The sequence below is a fragment of the Stappia sp. ICDLI1TA098 genome, from assembly GCF_054880955.1.
The window spans coordinates 514375-532730 of sequence record NZ_JBTZBT010000001.1 but is presented as its reverse complement, the minus strand read 5'-3'; the positions used below and the strand labels follow the sequence as shown (position 1 = coordinate 532730).

16 protein-coding genes are annotated in these 18356 nt (G+C 68.0%); 6 read left to right on the top strand and 10 right to left on the bottom strand.

Going from position 1 to position 18356, the window contains the following annotated elements; genetic code table 11:
- Nucleotides 1-21: 21 nt before the first annotated feature.
- The 4 genes from ACSLUQ_RS02330 to ACSLUQ_RS02315 are packed head-to-tail and all read right to left on the bottom strand — an operon-like array spanning nucleotide 22 to nucleotide 3454.
- Entirely contained in the window at nucleotides 22-1221 is a 1200-nt protein-coding gene (locus tag ACSLUQ_RS02330) for an acyl-CoA dehydrogenase family protein (protein ID WP_461807593.1), read from the bottom strand.
- Nucleotides 1222-1230: 9 nt separating this feature from the next.
- Nucleotides 1231-2097 carry an enoyl-CoA hydratase family protein gene (locus ACSLUQ_RS02325; protein ID WP_461807592.1) on the bottom strand — a complete coding sequence of 289 codons (867 nt, stop codon included), beginning with the start codon at nucleotides 2095-2097 and terminating at the stop codon, nucleotides 1231-1233.
- A complete protein-coding gene (locus ACSLUQ_RS02320) occupies nucleotides 2090-2674 on the bottom strand; it encodes a MarR family winged helix-turn-helix transcriptional regulator (RefSeq protein WP_461807591.1) in 585 nt (194 codons plus the stop codon). The genes ACSLUQ_RS02325 and ACSLUQ_RS02320 overlap by 8 nt, the downstream gene beginning before the upstream one ends.
- Nucleotides 2675-2683: 9 nt before the next feature.
- Nucleotides 2684-3454, bottom strand: a complete 771-nt coding sequence (locus ACSLUQ_RS02315; RefSeq protein ID WP_417770944.1) for an SDR family NAD(P)-dependent oxidoreductase — start codon at nucleotides 3452-3454, stop codon at nucleotides 2684-2686.
- Nucleotides 3455-3765: 311 nt separating this feature from the next.
- Here ACSLUQ_RS02315 and ACSLUQ_RS02310 point away from each other — a divergent pair, with 311 nt between their 5' ends.
- Both ACSLUQ_RS02310 and ACSLUQ_RS02305 read left to right on the top strand, forming a co-directional pair.
- The gene (locus tag ACSLUQ_RS02310; RefSeq protein WP_461807590.1) at nucleotides 3766-6105 is read left to right on the top strand and encodes a bifunctional salicylyl-CoA 5-hydroxylase/oxidoreductase; all 2340 of its coding nucleotides are present in this window, start codon (nucleotides 3766-3768) and stop codon (nucleotides 6103-6105) included.
- 101 nt (nucleotides 6106-6206) lie between these two features.
- Complete coding sequence (locus ACSLUQ_RS02305) at nucleotides 6207-6680, top strand: DUF1203 domain-containing protein (RefSeq protein ID WP_461807589.1); 474 nt, start codon at nucleotides 6207-6209, stop codon at nucleotides 6678-6680.
- 16 nt (nucleotides 6681-6696) lie between these two features.
- On the opposite strand, the gene ACSLUQ_RS02300 is transcribed toward ACSLUQ_RS02305, so the two are convergent.
- Genes ACSLUQ_RS02300 through ACSLUQ_RS02285 form a run of 4 tightly spaced genes read right to left on the bottom strand, consistent with a single transcriptional unit; the run spans nucleotide 6697 to nucleotide 10967 of the window.
- Nucleotides 6697-7350 carry an ABC-type transport auxiliary lipoprotein family protein gene (locus ACSLUQ_RS02300; RefSeq protein WP_461807588.1) on the bottom strand — a complete coding sequence of 218 codons (654 nt, stop codon included), beginning with the start codon at nucleotides 7348-7350 and terminating at the stop codon, nucleotides 6697-6699.
- On the bottom strand, nucleotides 7347-8996 hold the full coding sequence (locus ACSLUQ_RS02295) for an MlaD family protein (RefSeq protein WP_461807587.1): 1650 nt from the start codon (nucleotides 8994-8996) through the stop codon (nucleotides 7347-7349). Before ACSLUQ_RS02295 ends, ACSLUQ_RS02300 begins: the two co-directional genes overlap by 4 nt.
- A 20-nt stretch (nucleotides 8997-9016) precedes the next feature.
- Nucleotides 9017-9820, bottom strand: a complete 804-nt coding sequence (locus ACSLUQ_RS02290) for an ABC transporter ATP-binding protein (RefSeq protein WP_417770949.1) — start codon at nucleotides 9818-9820, stop codon at nucleotides 9017-9019.
- Between the two features lies 1 nt (nucleotide 9821).
- Complete coding sequence (locus ACSLUQ_RS02285; RefSeq protein ID WP_417770950.1) at nucleotides 9822-10967, bottom strand: ABC transporter permease; 1146 nt, start codon at nucleotides 10965-10967, stop codon at nucleotides 9822-9824.
- Nucleotides 10968-11203: 236 nt separating this feature from the next.
- On the opposite strand from ACSLUQ_RS02285, the gene dgcN reads away from it, so the two are divergent.
- The gene (dgcN, locus tag ACSLUQ_RS02280; protein WP_417770951.1) at nucleotides 11204-12217 is read left to right on the top strand and encodes an N-acetyltransferase DgcN; all 1014 of its coding nucleotides are present in this window, start codon (nucleotides 11204-11206) and stop codon (nucleotides 12215-12217) included.
- A complete protein-coding gene (gene dgcA, locus ACSLUQ_RS02275) occupies nucleotides 12214-13197 on the top strand; it encodes an N-acetyl-D-Glu racemase DgcA (RefSeq protein WP_461807586.1) in 984 nt (327 codons plus the stop codon). The genes dgcN and dgcA overlap by 4 nt, the downstream gene beginning before the upstream one ends.
- A 12-nt stretch (nucleotides 13198-13209) precedes the next feature.
- Here the strand turns inward: dgcA and ACSLUQ_RS02270 are convergent, their stop codons facing one another.
- Nucleotides 13210-14400 carry an MFS transporter gene (locus ACSLUQ_RS02270; protein WP_461807585.1) on the bottom strand — a complete coding sequence of 397 codons (1191 nt, stop codon included), beginning with the start codon at nucleotides 14398-14400 and terminating at the stop codon, nucleotides 13210-13212.
- A gap of 135 nt (nucleotides 14401-14535) precedes the next feature.
- Between ACSLUQ_RS02270 and ACSLUQ_RS02265 the strand changes: the two genes are divergently transcribed.
- Both ACSLUQ_RS02265 and ACSLUQ_RS02260 read left to right on the top strand, forming a co-directional pair.
- Nucleotides 14536-15816, top strand: coding sequence for a protein phosphatase CheZ (locus ACSLUQ_RS02265; RefSeq protein ID WP_461807584.1), 1281 nt, complete (start codon nucleotides 14536-14538; stop codon nucleotides 15814-15816).
- A gap of 279 nt (nucleotides 15817-16095) precedes the next feature.
- The gene (locus ACSLUQ_RS02260; RefSeq protein WP_461807583.1) at nucleotides 16096-17145 is read left to right on the top strand and encodes a DUF2336 domain-containing protein; all 1050 of its coding nucleotides are present in this window, start codon (nucleotides 16096-16098) and stop codon (nucleotides 17143-17145) included.
- Between the two features lie 154 nt (nucleotides 17146-17299).
- Here the strand turns inward: ACSLUQ_RS02260 and ACSLUQ_RS02255 are convergent, their stop codons facing one another.
- A complete protein-coding gene (locus ACSLUQ_RS02255) occupies nucleotides 17300-18286 on the bottom strand; it encodes a threonine ammonia-lyase (protein ID WP_461807582.1) in 987 nt (328 codons plus the stop codon).
- Between the last annotated feature and the right edge of the window lie 70 nt (nucleotides 18287-18356).

Sequence of the window (18356 nt, the reverse complement as noted above, 5' to 3'; positions counted from 1 at the left end):
CCGGCTCTGACGGGAAGTTCGTTACTCCGCCGTCACAGCGGCGGAGCAGCGGGCTGCGTGGTCGGCCACCGCCTGACGGGCGATGACGACCTTCTGGATTTCCGTTGCGCCCTCGTAGATGCGCAACGCGCGCACGTCGCGGTAAAGCTCCTCCACCTTTGTGCCCGTGCGCACACCGTGACCGCCGTGCAGCTGCACGGCGCGGTCGACGACCTTCTGGGCGTTCTCGGTCGCCACCATCTTGGCAAGTGCCGCCTCGCGGGTGACGCGGGCCGCCCCCATGTCCTTGGTCCACGCGGCGCGGTAGACGAGAAGGGCCGCCGCATCCACGTCGGCGACCATCTCGGCGAGCGAGGCTTGCGTCATCTGCAGATCGGAAAGCGGCGCGCCGAAAAGCTGGCGCGTCGTCGTGTGCCGGAGCGTCTCGTCAAGCGCGCGGCGGGCGAAACCGAGCGCCGCCGCCCCGACTGTCGAGCGGAAGATGTCGAGCGTCGCCATGGCGACCTTGAAGCCCTCGCCGCCTCTGCCGAGCCGTGCCGAGACCGGCACGCGCACGCCATCGAAGGCGAGCGTCGCAAGCGGATGCGGCGCGGTGGTCTCGATGCGCTCCTTCACGCGGAACCCGGGCACGTCCGCGTCGACCACGAAGGCGGAGAGCCCCCGCGCGCCCGCCGCCTCGCCGGTGCGGGCGAAGACGATGTAGTGATCGGCGATGCCGCCGTTGGAGATCCAGGTCTTCTCTCCGGTGATGCGCACATGGTCCGGCCCGTCCGGCTCGGCAACGGTCGCAAGGGCGGCCACGTCCGAGCCCGCCTCGGGTTCCGAAAGCGCGAAGGCGGCGATCTTCTCGCCGCGGGCGACCGGAGGCAGGTAGCGCGCCTTGATCTCCTCGGATCCCGCAAGCGAGATCGAGCCGGTGCCGAGCCCCTGCATGGCGAAGGCGAAATCGGCAAGCCCATGATGGCGGGCCAGCGTCTCGCGGGCAATGCACAGGCTGCGCACGTCGAGCCGCTCGTGCAGGCCGCCGAAGGCCGCCGGCACGGCCGCCCGCAACAACCCGGCGCGGCCGAGCGCCGCGACCAGCTTGCGGCAGGACCCGTCGACATCGTGATGGTCGGCCAGTCCGGCGACCTCGGCCGCGGCGAAGGCTTCCACCTCGTCGGCGAAGGCCCTGTGCCCCGCGTCGAAGAACGGCCAGTCGAGAAAGCTCTTGTCCGTCATGGCCGCTCCTCAGTTCCCCTCGAAGACGGGCTTGCGCTTGGCGGCGAAGGCCTCGAATGCACGGCGATAGTCCTCGGTCTTCATGCACACGGCCTGGGCCATGGCTTCAGCCTCGATCGCTTGGTCGATGGACATGTCCCACTCCATGTGGAGCATCCGCTTGGTGACGGAGTTGGCGAAGGTCGGACCGGCGGACAGCGTGTCGGCGAGCGCCCGCGCATCGCCAAGCACCTCCTCCGGTGTCGACAGCCGGTTGAAGAAGCCCCAGCGCTCGCCTTCCTCTCCGCTCATCACCCGGCCTGTGTAGAGCAGCTCGGAAGCCCGCCCCTGGCCGATGATGCGCGGCAGGATGGCGCAAGCGCCCATGTCGCAGCCGGCAAGGCCGACCTTGTTGAACAGAAAGGCGACCTTGGCGCCCGCCGTCGCCACCCGCAGGTCGGAGGCCATGGCAATGATCGCGCCGGCGCCAACGCAGACGCCGTCGACCGCCGCCACGATCGGCTGCGGGCAGGCGCGCATCGCCTTGACCAGCTCACCGGTCATGCGCGTGAACTGCATGATGCCCGGCATGTCGCGGGACAGAAGCGGCTCGATGATCTCGAACACATCGCCGCCGGAGCAGAAATTGCCGCCGGCACCGGTGATCACCACCGTCTTGACCTCCTCGTCGAACTGAAGCGCGCGGAACAGGTCGCGCAGCTCCGCGTAGGACTGGAAGGTCAGCGGGTTCTTGCGCTCCGGACGGTTGAGCGTGATCAGCGCGGTCTTGCCCTCCACCTCAAGCTTGAAGTGCACGGGCACATAGTCACGCACCGGTAGCGTGATGGCGTAAGTTTCCTGCGGCGCGGGCGCAGATGCGGTCAGGGCGTCAGCCATTCGGTGTTTCCTCGTCCCCTCGGGTGTCCTGCGTCACCGTGGCCGGCTTCAGTGCCGCAGCCATCGCCGACGCCTTTGTCTTTGCCAGAAGCCGCATGAGCGCCTCCATGTCGGCCGGCTCCAGCCCGGCGAAGATCTCTCCGATCCAGTCGCCATGGGCATGCGCCATGCCCTCGAAGCTCGCGCGCCCCGCCGCCGTCAGGCTGACCAGCGCCGAGCGCCGGTCGCCGGGGGCCGGGCGACGCTCCACCAGCCCGTCCTGGACGAGCCGCTCCACGAGGCCCGTGACATTGCCCGCCGACACCATCATGCGTCGCGAAAGCTCGCCCAGCGTCAGGCCGTCCTGGGTGCGCTCGAGCTGCGCCATCAGGTCAAACCGCGGCAAGGTCACGTCGAATTCGGCGCGAAGCTGCGAGCGGATATCCGTCTCGATCAGGTTGGCGCAGGTCAGAAGCCTCAGCCACAGGCGAAGCTCCGTCTGGTGATCGCCGTCGCCATGAAGGCGGGTCTCGGCGTCGAGCGTCACGCCCGCAGGGGCAAGCGCGCCTGCCTCGGAAACTGGGGTCCGTTCATCCATCGCCAGGCCTCACATCACTTCGCCGCCGGCGACTGCCAGCGACTGGCCGGTCACCGAACGCGCCCGCGCGCCGACAAGCCATGCCACCGCGTCCGCCACCTCGTCCGGGTCGACAAGCCGCTTTTGCGGGTTGTCGCGCACCATGTCGGCGATGATCGCCGCCTCGTCCCGGCCCGTCTTCTCACGGATCTTCGCCACGCTGTCGCGCACCAGGTCGGTGTCGGCGAAGCCCGGGCAGACCGCGTTGACCGTCACCCCGGTTTCCGCCGTCTCCAGCGCCAGCGCCCGCGTCAGCCCGACGACCGCATGTTTCGCCGCCACATAGGCGGAAACATAGCGATAGCCCTTGAGGCCCGCCGTCGAGGCAACATTGACGATCCGCCCCTCTCCCGCGTCGATCATGCCGGGAAGCACCGCCTGGCAGGCGGTGACGACGCTGTCGAGGTTGACCGAGATCATGCGCGAGAAACGCTCGGGCGAGGTTTTCAGGAAGGGCGCGCTTTCCGCCTGCCCGGCATTGTTGACGAGGATCGCCACCGGACCGAGACGGCTTTCCGCCTGCCGGATCGCGCCGGTCAGCCCGTCGCGATCGGTCACATCGGCGCCCGCGAAACCAGCGGCGCCGATCTCGCGCGCCATCGCTTCCGCCCGCCCCGCGTCGCGTCCGAGGATCGTCACGCTGGCGCCCTCGGCCACCAGGCGACGGGCAATCGCAAGCCCGATGCCGCGCGTGCCGCCGGTCACGAAGGCGTGACGGCCATGAAGCGAAGCCTGTGCCAACCTGTCTCTCCCGCTTGCCGGGCCATGATGCGCCGGCTGCCCGCCTGCCGCTTCGTTGCGGATCCCGAAAGCGATCCAGAACGGCATTGCGCGTCGAATTATTTTAAGCTTAAAATATCTCCGACGGGGACGCAAGCATGTCCATCGCGAGGGCGGCCGCCAGAGGGAACCTTCCGGGGAACCCGGCGCGGCCGGGACATGGCACGGCGACAACGAACCGGCGCCGGAGCACGGGACAACCGGGCACGGACGCCAGAGGGGACGAGCCAGGCAGGCCGGAAGGGCCGCCATGGCCACGGAAGGAAAATGCCATGCGGATCGAAATCATCGGCGGAGGCCCGGCCGGCCTCTATTTCGCAATCCTGATGAAAAAGGCGCAGCCGGGCGCGCGGATCACTGTCCACGAGCGCAACCGCGCCGACGACACCTTCGGCTTCGGCGTCGTCTTCTCAGACCAGACGCTTGAGACCTTCGAGCGCTACGACAGCGAAAGCTACCGGGCGATCACCGAGAATTTCGCCTATTGGGACGACATCTCGATCAACTACAAGGGCGCCTCCTACCGCGTCGGCGGCAACGGCTTTTGCGGCTGCTCGCGTCGCACGCTGCTGCTTCTCCTCCAGGAGCGGGCCCGGGCGCTTGGCGTCGAGATGCACTTCGAGGCCGATGTCAGCGATCTCGGCCAGTTTGCCGGCGCCGACCTGATCGTTGCCGCGGACGGCATCAACTCGGCCATCCGCGAGGCCAACCGCGATCATTTTCAGCCCTCCGTCGACCTGCGTCCCAACAAGTTCACCTGGATGGGCTCGACCAAGCCGCTCGACGCCTTCACCTTCCATTTCAAGGAAACGGAACACGGCATCTTCATCGCCCACGCCTACCAGTATGAGCCCGGCCGCTCGACCTGGGTGCTGGAGACCGATCCGCAGACCTTCGAGAATGCCGGCATCGGTGCGATGAGCGAGCAGGAGTCCGCGGACTTCCTCGAAGAGGTCTTCGCCGAGGAACTCGACGGCCACAAGCTGCTCATCAACCGCTCCATGTGGCGCAACTTCCCGATGATCCGCAACGCCCGCTCGACGATGGACAATGTCGTGCTGCTGGGCGACGCCAAGTCGACGGCGCATTTCTCCATCGGCTCCGGCACCAAGCTTGCCATGGAAGACGCCATCGCCCTCTACGAGAGCCTGCGCCGGACCTCCACGGTCGCCGGAGCGCTCGCCGACTTCGAGGACACCCGCCGCGAGGAGGTCGAGAAGACCCAGCATGCCGCCGACGTGTCGCTCGTCTGGTTCGAGCATGTGAAACGCTACTGGCACATGGACCCGGTCACCTTCGCCTTCGGCGTGATGACCCGCTCCAAGGCGATCACCTATGACAATCTCGAGCTGCGCGCTCCCGGCTTCGTCGCCGACGCCACCCGCGCCTTCGCCGAGAAGGTCCGCGCCTCCGGCCTCGACGTCGATACGAAGAACCCGGTCGTTCCCGCCTTCCAGCCACTGCGGTTGCGCGACATGCAGGTGGCCAACCGCCTCGTCGTCTCGCCCATGTGCATGTATTCCGCCGTCGACGGCGTGCCGCAGGACTTTCACCTCGTCCACTATGGCGCCCGCGCCATCGGCGGCGCCGGCCTCATCTTCACCGAGATGACCTGCGTCTCGCCGACCGCGCGCATCACGCCGGGCTGCACCGGCCTTTGGAACGACGATCAGGAAGCCGCCTGGACCCGCATCGTCGACTTCATCCACGGCCAGTCCGCCGCGAAGGTCTGCCTGCAGCTCGGCCACGCCGGCCGCAAGGGCGCCTCGAAGCTGATGTGGGAGGGCATGGACCGCCCGCTTCCCGCCGAGGAAGCGTGGCCGATCCTCTCCGCCTCCGCCCTGCCCTACTATCCCGAGAGCCAGGTGCCGAAGGCGATGGAACGGGCCGACATGGACGCGGTGAAGGCGGATTTCGTCGCCTCCGTCGAGCGCGCCATCCGCTGCGGCTTCGACATGATCGAGCTGCACTGCGCCCACGGCTACCTGCTCGCCAGCTTCCTGTCGCCGGTCACCAACGAGCGCACGGATGAATACGGCGGCGCGCTGGAGAACCGCCTGCGCTTCCCGCTCGAGGTCTTCGACGCGATGCGCGCCGCCTGGCCGAAGGAGAAGCCGATGTCGGTGCGCGTCTCGGCCACCGACTGGATCGAGGGCGGCATCAGCGCCGACGACAGCGTCGGGATCGCACGCGCCTTCGCCGCGGCGGGCGCCGATCTGGTCGACGTCTCCACCGGCCAGACCAGCCCGAAGAGCGCGCCGGTCTACGGCCGCATGTTCCAGACCTCCTTCGCCGACCAGATTCGCAACGAGGCGGAGGTTGCGACCATGGCGGTCGGGGCCATCACCACGGCCGACCAGGCGAATACGATCCTCGCCGCGGGGCGCGCCGATCTCGTCGCCCTTGGCCGCCCGCATCTGGCCGACCCGGCGTTCGCGTTGCGCGCCGCCGGCGACTATGGCGCGGGCGAGATCTTCGCGCCGAAACAGTACCAGCCGGGCAAGTTCCAGCTCATGCGCAACGCCGAACGCGCCCGCGAGGAGCTGAAGGAACTGAAGATCAAGGCCAAGCCCAAGACCCACAACCCCGCCTTCCGCGAGGCGGCCGAGTAACTCTTGGCGTCAGGCACGGGCGGCTCGCAAATCGGGTCGCCCGCGCGCTGCTCTCCTCCTAGGCCTCCTGAGTTCCCCCGGGCACCAACAGGAGACCTCACATGACCGACATCCGCTTCGTCGCCCTCGACAGCGCCACCGCCGCCCGCTACCGCGACGGCGCCTTCGATGCCAACGGCCAGGCGCCGGAGCGGCGCATCTGCGCGGAAGGCGGCCTGCCCTGCCGCCACTGTCTGCGCCACATTCCGATCGGCGCGCCGTACCTGATCCTGGCACTGCGCCCCTTCACCACGCTTCAGCCCTATGCGGAACTCGGGCCGATCTTCCTCTGCGCGGCCCCTTGCGAGCGCCACACGGATACGGCCGAGTTGCCGGAGATGTTCGCGCGCGGCGACCGCTACATGCTGCGCGGCTATTCCGCCGACGAGCGGATCATCTATGGCACGGGGGATGTGGTGGAGGTTCCGGCGATCGCGGCGCGCGCGGCCGAGTTGCTCGCCCGCGACGACGTCGCCTTCGTGCACATGCGCTCGGCGCGCAACAACTGCTATCAGGCCCGCATCGACAGGGCGTAACGCCCCGCCGCCTGCCTCACACGTTGGCAAGCACCCAGGCGGCAAGCTCGGAGAGCACGCCGTCGGCGGCCGCGTTCATCGCCTTGACCGCATCTCCGACGGCCACGCCGGAGGCGGGAACCTCGGCACGGAAAACGCGGCTCGCCTTGGTGCGGCCATTGCGGTCGTTGACGAGGCGGGCCATCAGCTCGACCACCGCCCGGTCCTGCCCGTCGACGTGAAGCTCGAAGGAGCGCAGGTCCGTCTGCAGCTGGTAATCGATCAGCAGCCCCTCGCCGGGCAGGCCGACGCCGCGCAGCCCGCGCGTATTCTCGAGCGTCTGGACGATCTTCGCCTGCAGCACCTTGGGCAGCGTGTCGGTCCAGGCGGCCTTTGGGAAATAGGTGTAGACCGGACCCGTATCGACGACGGCGATGGAGACCGTGTCGAGCGCCTGCAGCGCGCGCGGCGGCGGCACCAGGAGCTGGATGGACCGCCCGCCGGACCGGCTCGCGACATCGCTCGCCGCCGGCGCCGTCAGCCCGTAAAAGGCATCCGGCGCGGAACTGGAGGCGCAGCCGCCGAGCACAACGGCAAGGGCCAGTGCGCCAATCCGCCAGGCATGCGCAGCCCTGCTCCCGCTTCGCATCGCCCGCCCCGTCATCTCCAACTCCAGCCCCGCCCTGCTCATCGCCGTTGCGCCCCGTTGAAGGTCGGCTTGTCCGACCCGCCGAAGATCACCCGCTGCGGATCGCGGTTGATGCTCTCGACCGTGCGCTGGATCTCCACCAGCGTCCGGTTCAGCTGCGCCATGGCATTTCCGAAATCGGCCGCGCCGCGCGTCGTGAAGCGCTCCAGGCCGGATGTGATCGGGCCGACCCGCTCGGCCAGCACGTCCGCCACCTTGCGGATCGCGGCCGCTGCCTTGGTGGCTTCCTTGATCAGCCCTTCGCCGTCGCCGTCGACCATCGTGTCGACCTTGTCGACCATCGCCTGCAGGCGCGTGCCGGTGGCGTTGAGCTTGGAGGCAAGCTCGCGCGCGTCGCGCATGATCTGGTCGACCTCCGGCCCGCGCCCCTTCAGGCTCTGCGAGAATTCGCTGACGTTGGCGATTGCCTCGCCGGCCCGGTCGATGGCCGTCGTCACCGTGTCGGTGCGCGTCGACAGGCCCTCGGTGAACGTCTCGACCGAGGAAACCACCTTGGACACCCGCTGCGGATCGATCGCCGCGATCACCTGGTCGACCTTGTCGACGGCGGAGTTCAGCCGGGTCGCGAGCGCCCGCGCCTCGGTGATGATCTCGCCGATGTCCTCGCGCCTGTCGGCGGCGACCTGGCTGACGCTCTCGATGTTGTCCATCGTCCTGGTCGTGGAAACGACCAGCCTGTCGAGGTCGTCGCTGCGCGCCTTCAGCATGTTGGTGAAGCTCGCCACCCCGTCGACGATGTCCTGCACCGCCTTGGGCTGAACGCTTGCCACAAGCTTGTCGACCTTGGCGAGGCTTTCCGAAAGCCCGGCGGCGAAGCTCTGCAACTCCGCGGCCGCCTTCTCCGCATCGTCCATCAGTCCGACGAGGCCGTCGGAGGCCTTGGCCACCTTGGAGGTCACCTCGGAGGCATCGTTGATGATCTGGGCCACCTTGTCGCGCGGCACCGCGTCGACGATCTCGGTCGCGCTGTCGACCAGCCCTTCCAGGCGGCCCGAAAGCTTGGTCAGCGCGTCGCCGGTCGCCGCGACGCTCGTCATGAAGGTGTCGACGCCGTCGGCGTTGGCCGCCAGCGAGTCGGAGAAGATCCGCGCATTGTGGATGATCTGATTGATATCGCCGCGGTTGTCGTTGACCACGTTCTCGATCGAGGCCAGCGTCGTGTCCGCCCGGGTGAGAATGTCGCGCGCGCCCTCGACGATGTCCTCGAAGGCGGAGCGCTCGGCCTGGATCACCGGGATGGTGTCGGAATTGGGATCGAGCAGCAGCGGTGCTGTGTTGCTGCCGCCGGACAGATCCACATAGGCGATGCCGGAGAGCGTCTGGAACCCGAGTGTCGCCTTCACGTCCTTGCGCAGCGGCGTGGTCGGGTTGACGCGAATGGTGGCGATGACGACCGAAGGGTCCTTGGAATCGAAGCCCAGCGCGCCGACGTCACCCACCTTGATGCCGTTGAAATTGACCGCGCCTCCCACGGAAAGCCCGGTCACCGCGCCGTTGAACACCACCTTGACCGGCAGCGCGCGCGGCCCCTCGGAACGCGCCCCAAGCCAGTAGATGAAGACAAAGCCGACGAACAGCGTGATAAAGACGAACGCGCCGATAATGATATAGTTCGCGCGGGTTTCCATGCTGAATTCGAATCCCCGATCTAAACCCGCCGCAACGCGCGCTCGCCATTGAAATACGATTGCACCCAGGCATTATCGAAATGCATGAGCTCATCAATCGTACCGGCGCGCAGCACCTTCTTCTCCCCTAATACAGCGACACGGTCGCAAATGGAATGCAGACTGTCGAGATCGTGGGTCACCATGTAAACGGTAAGCCCCAACGTATCGCGCAGACGGCTCACCAGGTCGTCGAAAGCGGCAGCGCCAATGGGATCGAGGCCGGAGGTCGGCTCGTCCAGAAAGACCAGATCCGGGTCGAGCGACAGCGCCCTGGCCAGGCTCGCGCGCTTGATCATGCCACCCGACAATTCGGAGGGAAACTTCTCCGCCGCGCTGCGCGGCAGGCCCACCATCTCGATCTTCAGCAGCGCCAGTTCGTCCATCAGCCGCTGCGACATGTTCATGTGCTCGATCATCGGCACCTGCACGTTCTGGCGGACCGTCAGCGACGAAAACAGCGCACCCTGCTGGAAAAGCACGCCCCAGCGCCGCTCGATGGCATTGCGCTCGTCCGCGCTTGCCTGGTCGAGATCCGTGCCGAACACCTCGATGGTGCCGGCCTGGCGCGGTGTCAGGCCGAGGATCGCGCGCATCAGCACCGACTTGCCCGTTCCCGAACCGCCGACAAAGCCGAGAATCTCGCTCCGGTAGACGTCGAGATCGAGGTCCTTGAGGATGATCGCCTTGCCGAAGCCCACGGTGACGCCGCGCGCCCGCAGGATGACCTCCCGCTCGCCGGAGGTCGCGTCACCGGATACCGCTGTTGTGTCCCCGTCCGTCATGTCAGATCCCGATCGAGGAGAAGAAGATGGCGAACAGCCCGTCGACGACAATCACCATGAAGATCGCCTTCACCACCGAGAGCGTGGTGTGCTGCCCGAGCGATTCGGCCGATCCCGAGACCTTGAACCCCTCGACGCAGGCCACCAGCCCGATGATCAGCGCCATGAAGGGCGCCTTGACCAGACCGACGACCAGCGTGTCGACGGTGACGGCCTCCTGCATCAGCTTGATGAACACCGGCGGCGCGATGTCGAGATAGAACCAGCTCACGAGACCCGCGCCGAACAGCGCCGCCAGATCGGACAGGAACGTCAGGATCGGCAGGGCAATGATCAGCGCCAGAAGGCGCGGCATCACCAGCACTTCCGTCACCCGCAGGCCGATGACATGCAGCGCGTCGATCTCCTCGCGCATCTTCATCGAGCCGATCTCGGCGGTGAAGGCTGATCCCGAGCGGCCCGCGACCATGATCGCGGTGAGAATCACGCCGATCTCGCGCAGCACCAGCACGCCGGCGAGATCGACGACATAAACGTCCGCGCCAAACTGACGCAGGTAGAAGCCGCCCTGCTGGGAAATGATGGCGCCGATCAGGAAGCTCATCAGCATGACGATGGGCACCGCGCCGATGCACACCCGCTCAAACTGCGTGGCGAGCGACGGCAGGCGGATGCACTTGGGCCGCACGAAGACACGCGCCAGCACCGACGCCAGCGAGCCGACGATATGCAGCACCGACTTGCAGTCTTTCAGGATCTCGACGACCTGTCGCCCGGTCCGCTCGAAGACGCCAAACAGGGAGAGGGGGTGGTGTTCCGGCTCCCAGGGCGGCGGATGCAGCCGCTCGACCTCGTCCATCAGCGCCGCATGCGCCCCCTCCACGCCGTCCAGATCGACGCGCACGCCCTTGAACTCGAGGTCGCCGCGGACGCGGTGCAGCAGCCAGGCGCCGGCGGTGTCCAGTCCGGTGATGCGCGACAGATCCATGCGCAGATGCGAGCTGCGCTCGACCGGCAGGTCGCTCAGCAGGCGCTCCATGAGCTCGCTGTTGCCGATCTTCCAGGTGCCTTCGACGACGAGTCGGGCCGCGTCGCCATCCCGCTCGAGGGTCAGGCGAGGAACATCCTTTGCCACATGGGTCGTCATCTGCGCCTGTCGCCGTCCCGTTCCGCCGCCGCCCGGTTCGACCGGCCAGTCGATGCGCGGCCCTTGCCGAGCATCCCGTCGCAAACGTATACCTTGGCGGCAACGTCAGCGTCCAGCCGGCCCGCGACCTCCCGATGTGGAAGACGGCGGACCGGTGCACGCGCACAACGCCGCTCGCCGGCACGCCAACGCTTCGCCGGCAGAGTCCGGCGCCCGCATGTTCTAAGGAGTTTTCGATGGAAATCGCCCATCCCTACCTGCTGTTCCTCGGCGACGTGCCGGATGCGCTTGCCGCCAAGACCGGGCTTGGCATCGTCGACTGGCGCCGCGACTGGTGCATCGGCCAGCATCGCCTCGAGGGTTGCCAGGCGGATGCGAAGCTGCCCGACATGTCCCCGGCCGAGGCCGCGAGCGCTGGCGCGCGCACCATGATCGTCGGTGCGGTGAACGCCGGCGGCGTGCTGCCCGAGCACTGGGTCTCCTCCATCGTCGCCGCGCTCGACGCGGGCATGGACGTCGCCAGCGGTCTTCACATGCGCCTGCGCGATGTGCCGGAGATCCTCGCCGCCGCCGAACGCAACGGACGCCATCTGCGCGACGTGCGCCATTCGGACATCCGCTTCGACACCGGCAAGGGCCACAAGCGCACCGGCAAGCGCCTGCTCACCGTCGGCACCGACTGCTCGGTCGGCAAGAAGTACACCGTGCTGGCGCTCGAGAAGGTGATGCGTGACCGCGGCTTCGACGCCGACTTCCGCGCCACCGGCCAGACCGGCGTGTTCATTTCCGGGCGCGGCGTCGCGCTCGACGCGGTCATCGCCGACTTCATCTCGGGCGCGGCCGAGTGGGTGTCGCCGGCCGGCGAGCCCGATCACTGGGATCTGGTCGAGGGCCAGGGCTCGCTGTTCCACCCCTCCTTCGCCGGTGTCACGCTGGGTCTTCTGCACGGGTCCCAGCCCGACGCCTTCGTCGTCTGCCACGAGCCGACCCGCACCAACATGCGCGGCGTGAAGACGCCGCTGCCGACCATCCAGCAGGTCATCGACCTGACCACGGTCTGCGGCCGCCTCACCAACCCCGAGATCCGTTGCGTCGGCATCTGCGTCAACACAGCCGCCCTCGACGAGGCCGACGCCAAGGTGCTGCTCTCCGACATCGCCGCCGAGCACGGCCTGCCGGCGACCGATCCGGTCCGCTTCGGCTGCGAGGAGATCGTCGACCGCATCGAGAGCGAGTTCGGCAAGCCATGACCGTCACGCTCGAGGTCGCAACCGACAGCTGGCCGATCGAGGGTGGGTTCACCATCGCGCGCGGCAGCCGCACCCACGCAAATGTGGTGGTGGCGACCCTGCGCGAGGGGGCCCATGCCGGTCGCGGCGAATGCGTGCCCTATGCCCGCTACGGCGAGACCGTCGAGGGCGTCATGGATGACATCGCCCGCCTCGCCCCGGAGATCGCGCGCGGGCTCGACCGCGCCGGTCTCCAGCAGGCGATGCCGGCGGGCGCGGCGCGCAACGCGCTCGATTCCGCCTTCTGGGATCTTGAGGCGAAACGCGGCGGCACCACCGCCGCCGCGCTCGCCGGGCTCGCGGAGCCCAGGGCACAGATCACCGCCTTCACCATCAGCCTCGGCACGCCGGAAAAGATGGCGGCGGATGCCGCGAAGGCCGCGTCCCGCCCGCTGTTGAAGGTGAAACTCGGCGGCGAGGGCGACGACGCGCGCATTGCCGCCGTTCGTGCCGCCGCCCCCCAGGCCCGTCTCATCGTCGATGCCAACGAGGCATGGACCGAGGCGCTCTTCGCCCGCAACATGGCCGCCTGCCAGGAGGCCGGCGTCGAGCTTATCGAGCAGCCACTGCCCTCGAGCGCCGATGGCGCGCTCGCCACGCTCGAGCGGCCGATCCCGGTCTGTGCCGACGAGAGCCTGCACACCTCCGCCGATCTGGAGAGGCTGGCCCCGCTCTATGACGCGGTCAACATCAAGCTCGACAAGACCGGCGGTCTCACCGAGGCGCTGGTGCTTGCCCGCAAGGCGCGCGCCATGGACTTCCGCGTCATGGTCGGCTGCATGCTCGGCACCTCGCTTGCCATGGCTCCGGCCGTGCTGGTGGCGCAGGAGGCCGATTACGTCGACCTCGACGCGCCGCTTCTGCTCGCGCAGGATCGCGAGCCGGGCCTTGCCTTCGAGGGCAGCCTGCTCATCCCCCCCGGCCCCGCCCTTTGGGGCTGAGCCGGCAGGGGATCAGCCCTCGCGTCGCGTCGCCGCGGCCCTGAGACGCAGGGCCCCGGCGGCGAGCATCGCACAGCCGACCCCGGCGATCGCCGCCATGGCGAGAAACGCCGGCGTCGGGCCGATGCCATAGAGCGCGCCGGCCAGCGCCGAGGCGAGCGCCGTGCAAAGCCCGATCACCATCGAAAGCAATCCCTGCGAAAGGCCTGCCCAGCGGCGCGGCGCGCGCGCCGCCACGAAGGCGACCGCCCCGAGATGCGTCGCGCCGAAGCTGAAGCCGTGCAGCAACTGGACCAGTCCGGTGGCCAGCGGATCGACCACAAAGGGAAAAAGCAGCCAGCGCAGGATGGCCGCCGCAGCCCCGATCCCCAGGATCCCGAGCGCCCCGATGCGCGCCCCCACCGCCCCCGCATAGGCGAAGAGCACGATCTCCGTGGTCACGCCGAGCCCCCAAAGGATGCCGATGGAGAGCCCTGAAAAGCCGGCGTCCTCCCAGAACAGCGCGCTGAACGCGTAATAGGCGGCATGGCTGCCCTGCAGGACGCCCGCCCCCACCACGACGAGCAGGAAGCCGATATCCGGCAGGCCGCGGCCTTTTTCGACCGCCGCCCCGGCCCGCTCCCGCTCCGGCTCTGCCTCCGGCTCCATGTCCGCCGACGAGCGGGCCTGCGGGACCGTGAGCCGCAGGCCGATGGCGAGAGAAACCAGCATGCCGCCGACGATCCCGCCGATCACCACCGCCTGCGCATGCACCCCGGCCGCCGCCCCGCCGACGAGATTGGCGGCGATGAAGGCGACCGATCCCCACAGCCGCATCCGCCCGTATTGCCCCCTGCCCTCCCGGTCGAGGCGAGCCGCGAGCGCATCCTCGATGGGCACGAGAGGCGACCAGACGAGGGCGGCCGCAAGGAGCAGCGCGGCAATGGGCCAGAAGCCGGAGACAACGAAGAGGCCAGCGAAGGCGAGTGCGGCGAGGCCGGAGAGCACGGCGATGGCGGTGCCCGGACGCGCGTAGCGGTCGGCGAGCCCGCCGACGAGGGGATTCGCGGCCAGCCGCACGATCATCGGCACCGCAAGCAGCGTCCCGATCTCCGCCGCCGTCAGGCCCGTGTCACGCAGCACCACCGGAAAGAACGGAAGGAACAGCCCGAATCCGAAGAAGTAGGCCGCGAACAGGCCCGAGACCAGATAACCTTGCGGCATTTTGCGGGGTCCGTTTGGCGCTGAAGCCGGCCTTCTATACCGATTTTAAGGATTTGGCGATTAAACATCATCCTTGCGCGAGAGTGCCGGCGGCGCGATCCGGTTTGACGAAACGACAGGTTGCGGACGAGGAACATGGTTGAGATGGCGACGCCGGGAACGATCAGGGAAGACGACTTCGAAGCGATTCTCGTCGCCCTGTCCGAGACCGAACGCGGACGCTCGTTCCTATCGGAATACATACGCCGCCAGCAGAAACCCGACACGCAGGTCGTGCTCGAGGCCATCGCCCGGCTCGAGAAGACGATGACGCGCGAGCGCGCGATCCCGAGCATCGACCGCATCCGCCTCGACATCGCCGACATGCAGGAAGCCATCGAGCGCACCAAGCGCGAGATCGCCAACATCAAGCACGAATCGGACGACGGAAACCGCTTCGTCGAGGCCTCCAACGAACTCGACGCCATCGTCACCAAGACGGAAGCCGCCACCCAGGAGATCCTCGCCGCCGCCGAGGCGATCCAGGAACACGCCTGGACCCTGCGCGAGGCCGGCGCGGACGAGGCCGCCTGCGACGACATCGACGCCCGCGCCACTGAGATCTTCATGGCCTGTTCCTTCCAGGACCTCACCGGCCAGCGCACCCAGAAGATCGTCAACGTTCTCCAGTACCTCGAATCGCGCATCAACATGATGATCTCGATCTGGGGCATCGAGGGCAGCAATGCCGACGAGGGCGCCTATCTCGAGGACAGCCGTCCCGACGCCCACCTTCTGAACGGCCCCCAGCTCGACGGGCGTGGCGTCAGCCAGAACACGGTCGACGAAATGTTCGGCCCCACCGACGGGGACCAGACGGAAGACACCGATGGCGCGGCGCAGGAGAGCGCCGGCGACTTCGCCGGAACCACCGCCTCGGCCGACGAGATCGACGCCCTGTTCGCGGAAGATGACGCCGACGCGCAGGACGCCGGCAGCGAGCCGATGAACGAGGACGACATCAGCGCCCTCTTCGATGCCGACACACCGGCAACCGTCGAGGCCGACGACTTCGACGATCTCGTCATGATCGACAGTCCGGCCGTGGACGATGTCGCCTTCGTCGATGCGGAGGACGCCGACGAAGCCGCCGACGATGAGGAAATGGACATGGAGGCGCTGATGGCCTCCTTCGACGCCCCCGCCGACGGCGGCGAGGACGACATGGCGGCCGCGATGGCCGCCGACAACGAGACTGAGACCGAAACGGAGACGGAGACGGAAACCGAAGTCGAGCCCGAGGCGAAGGCCACGGCGGACAACGACACCGTCGCCGACGCCGTGTCGCGCCAGCTGTCGCGGATGGACGACGAGGTCGACGGCGATGACCCGCTCGAGGAGCTCTCGGCCGGCGAACGCCAGGCCCTGTTCAGCTAATCTTTCGCTTCAGGGCCTTCGCCCTGTAATTTTCTTCTTTTATTTCTTATACTTGTCGCGTGGGACAATTGAGCCCGCACAGCCGTCACAGCCCTTGCGCAGCCGCGCCGGGAAGATCACACTGCGACGGCATCGAGGCTGGCGCGTGCCGCCATCTACGCATTTTTAACATGACAGGGCGTATCCTTTCCGATGCGCTCGCGCAGGGCGCACCACCGGGCGGGCGCCGCTCCCTTGCGGAGGCGCGTGGAGACTGCCGAGGGGATTGGAAGCGGGGGCATGATCAGGCAGCAGCTGGAGGAATTGGCACGGATCCGCGAGCCGTCGGCCCGCTCCGAACTCGTCCGTCTGCTGAGCGCGCAATATGCCGACAAGCTCGAGCGCGAACCAAGCGAGGTCGAACGGACGCTGTTCTCCAGCCTGGTGCTCGACGTCTTCGACCAGCTTGACCATTCCGTGCGCCTGGACATCGTTGTCCGCCTTGCCCGCACCGACCGCATCACCTCCCCGCTGGCCGACCGGCTTGCCGAGGAATCCTTCGATCTCAGCGAACCTGTGCTCCAGCATTCGCCTGTCATCTCCGAGGAAAAGCTGGTCGAGGTCGCCCGACACCGCAGCGACCGTCACCGCCTGGCGATCGCCCGCCGCCAAAACGTGCCCAACCGCATTTCCGACACGCTGGTCGCGCGCGGCGGGTTTCAGGTCATCAACGCGTTGCTGCACAACGACGGGGCCGCTTTCAACGTGCGCGCCCTGCTTGCCTTGCTGATCCAGTCGAACTCCGACCCGCGCCTTCTGGCGGCCCTTGCCCGTCGCTGCGCCGGCGACGATCTTTTCCGCGAGGAGCTGCGGATGATTGGCGAGGCCGATTGCCCGCTGATGCCGCCGGAGCTGGAAAAGGCGCTCGACGACCCCGACCGGCTCAGGCAGATCGCCGACCGCGCGGTCACCGACAAGCGCGAGGCCGAGATGGAGGTCGATGGCGAGACCCTGTCCAAACACGAGGTGCGCATCCAGATCGCGGCCGGAGAATTAAGCTTCGAGACCATTCTGCTGACCTTGATCGAGCGTCAGGACATGGACGCCATCATCTGGCTTGTGGCGCGCCACCTGAGCCTGCGCGAGAGCACCGTGCGCGACACCTTCGCCTCACAGGCCGACGGCGCGGTGGCGCTGCTGATGAAGGAAACCGGCATCCGCCCCAAGTCCTACGGCGCGTTCCTGCGCTTCCGCTGCGCCTGGCTCGGCGTCGGCACCTCGAGCGTCGCCCGGGACGTCTACCTGTTCCGCACCATGCGCCACCCCGGCTCGCCACGCGCCTTCAACTAACGCCGCCAGCGCCAGCCCCCGCCGTTCCCCGGGGGGAAGCCCCCAGGACGTCGCCCCCTCTCCTGCGTCACCCCGGGCTTGACCCGGGGCCCAATCCACGCCCCCGCGCGCACCGCCCCGGCCAGGGCACCAACCCTGGCCGATGACGGGTGTCTTAGCCGGCGAGTGCGCGGGCGAGCATGGCGCCGTCGATGTTGCCGCCCGAAAGCGTCAGCGCCACCGTGCGCCCTTTCACCGGCAGCTTGCCACTCAGCACGGCGGCGAGCGTCACCGCACCGCCGGGCTCGACCACAAGCTTCAGCTCCCGGAACGCGAAGGCAACGGCGGCGAGGGCTTCCTCGTCGGTGACCGCGAGCGCGCGCTTTGCGCGGCGTCGGGTGATCTCGAAGCCGATTTCGCCCGGCATCGGCGTCAGCAGTGCATCGCAAATCGAGCCGCTGGAGCGCGCGTTGGCGACCCGTTCGCCGGCGGCGAGCGAGCGGCCGTAGTCGTCGAATTCGGCAGGCTCCACTGGCAGGAACTCGCAATCGGGCGCCAGCGCCTCAAGCGCCAGCGCGATGCCGCCGGTCATGCCGCCGCCGCCGGCGCAGGTCAGCATCGCCTCGACGGCCAGGCCGCGCTCGGCCGCCTGTTCCACCACCTCGACGCCAATGGTGCCCTGCCCGGCAATGACGCCCAGGTCGTTGTAGGGATGCACCAGCGTTGCCTGCTTCTCCGCGGCAAGCGCCTGGGTGATCGCGTCGCGGTCCTCGCTGGCCCGGTCATAGGTCACGATCTCCGCTCCAGAACGGCGCGTGCGGAAAAGCTTTGCCTCCGGCGCATCCGCCGGCATCACGATGGTCGCGGGCATGCCGAGGATACGGGCGGCCTCCGCCACGCCCTGGGCGTGATTGCCCGAGGAACAGGCAACAACGCCGCGCGCCCGATCTGCCTCGGGGATCATCGACAGCCGGTTGAACGCGCCGCGAAACTTGAAGGACCCGGTGCGCTGCAGGCTCTCCGCCTTGAGCAGGATCCGGCCGCCGGTCAGTTCGTCGAGAAAGGCGGACGAGATCAGCGGCGTCAGCACCGCTTCGCCCGCGATGCGCCGGCGCGCATCGAGAATGTCCTGAAAAACCGGTGCCTTGACGTTGATACCCATGCCGCTCTCCTTCGCAAGATCATTCAATCGGTACACGATCGGAGAAGGCCGTTGAAGCGCGAAACGCGGC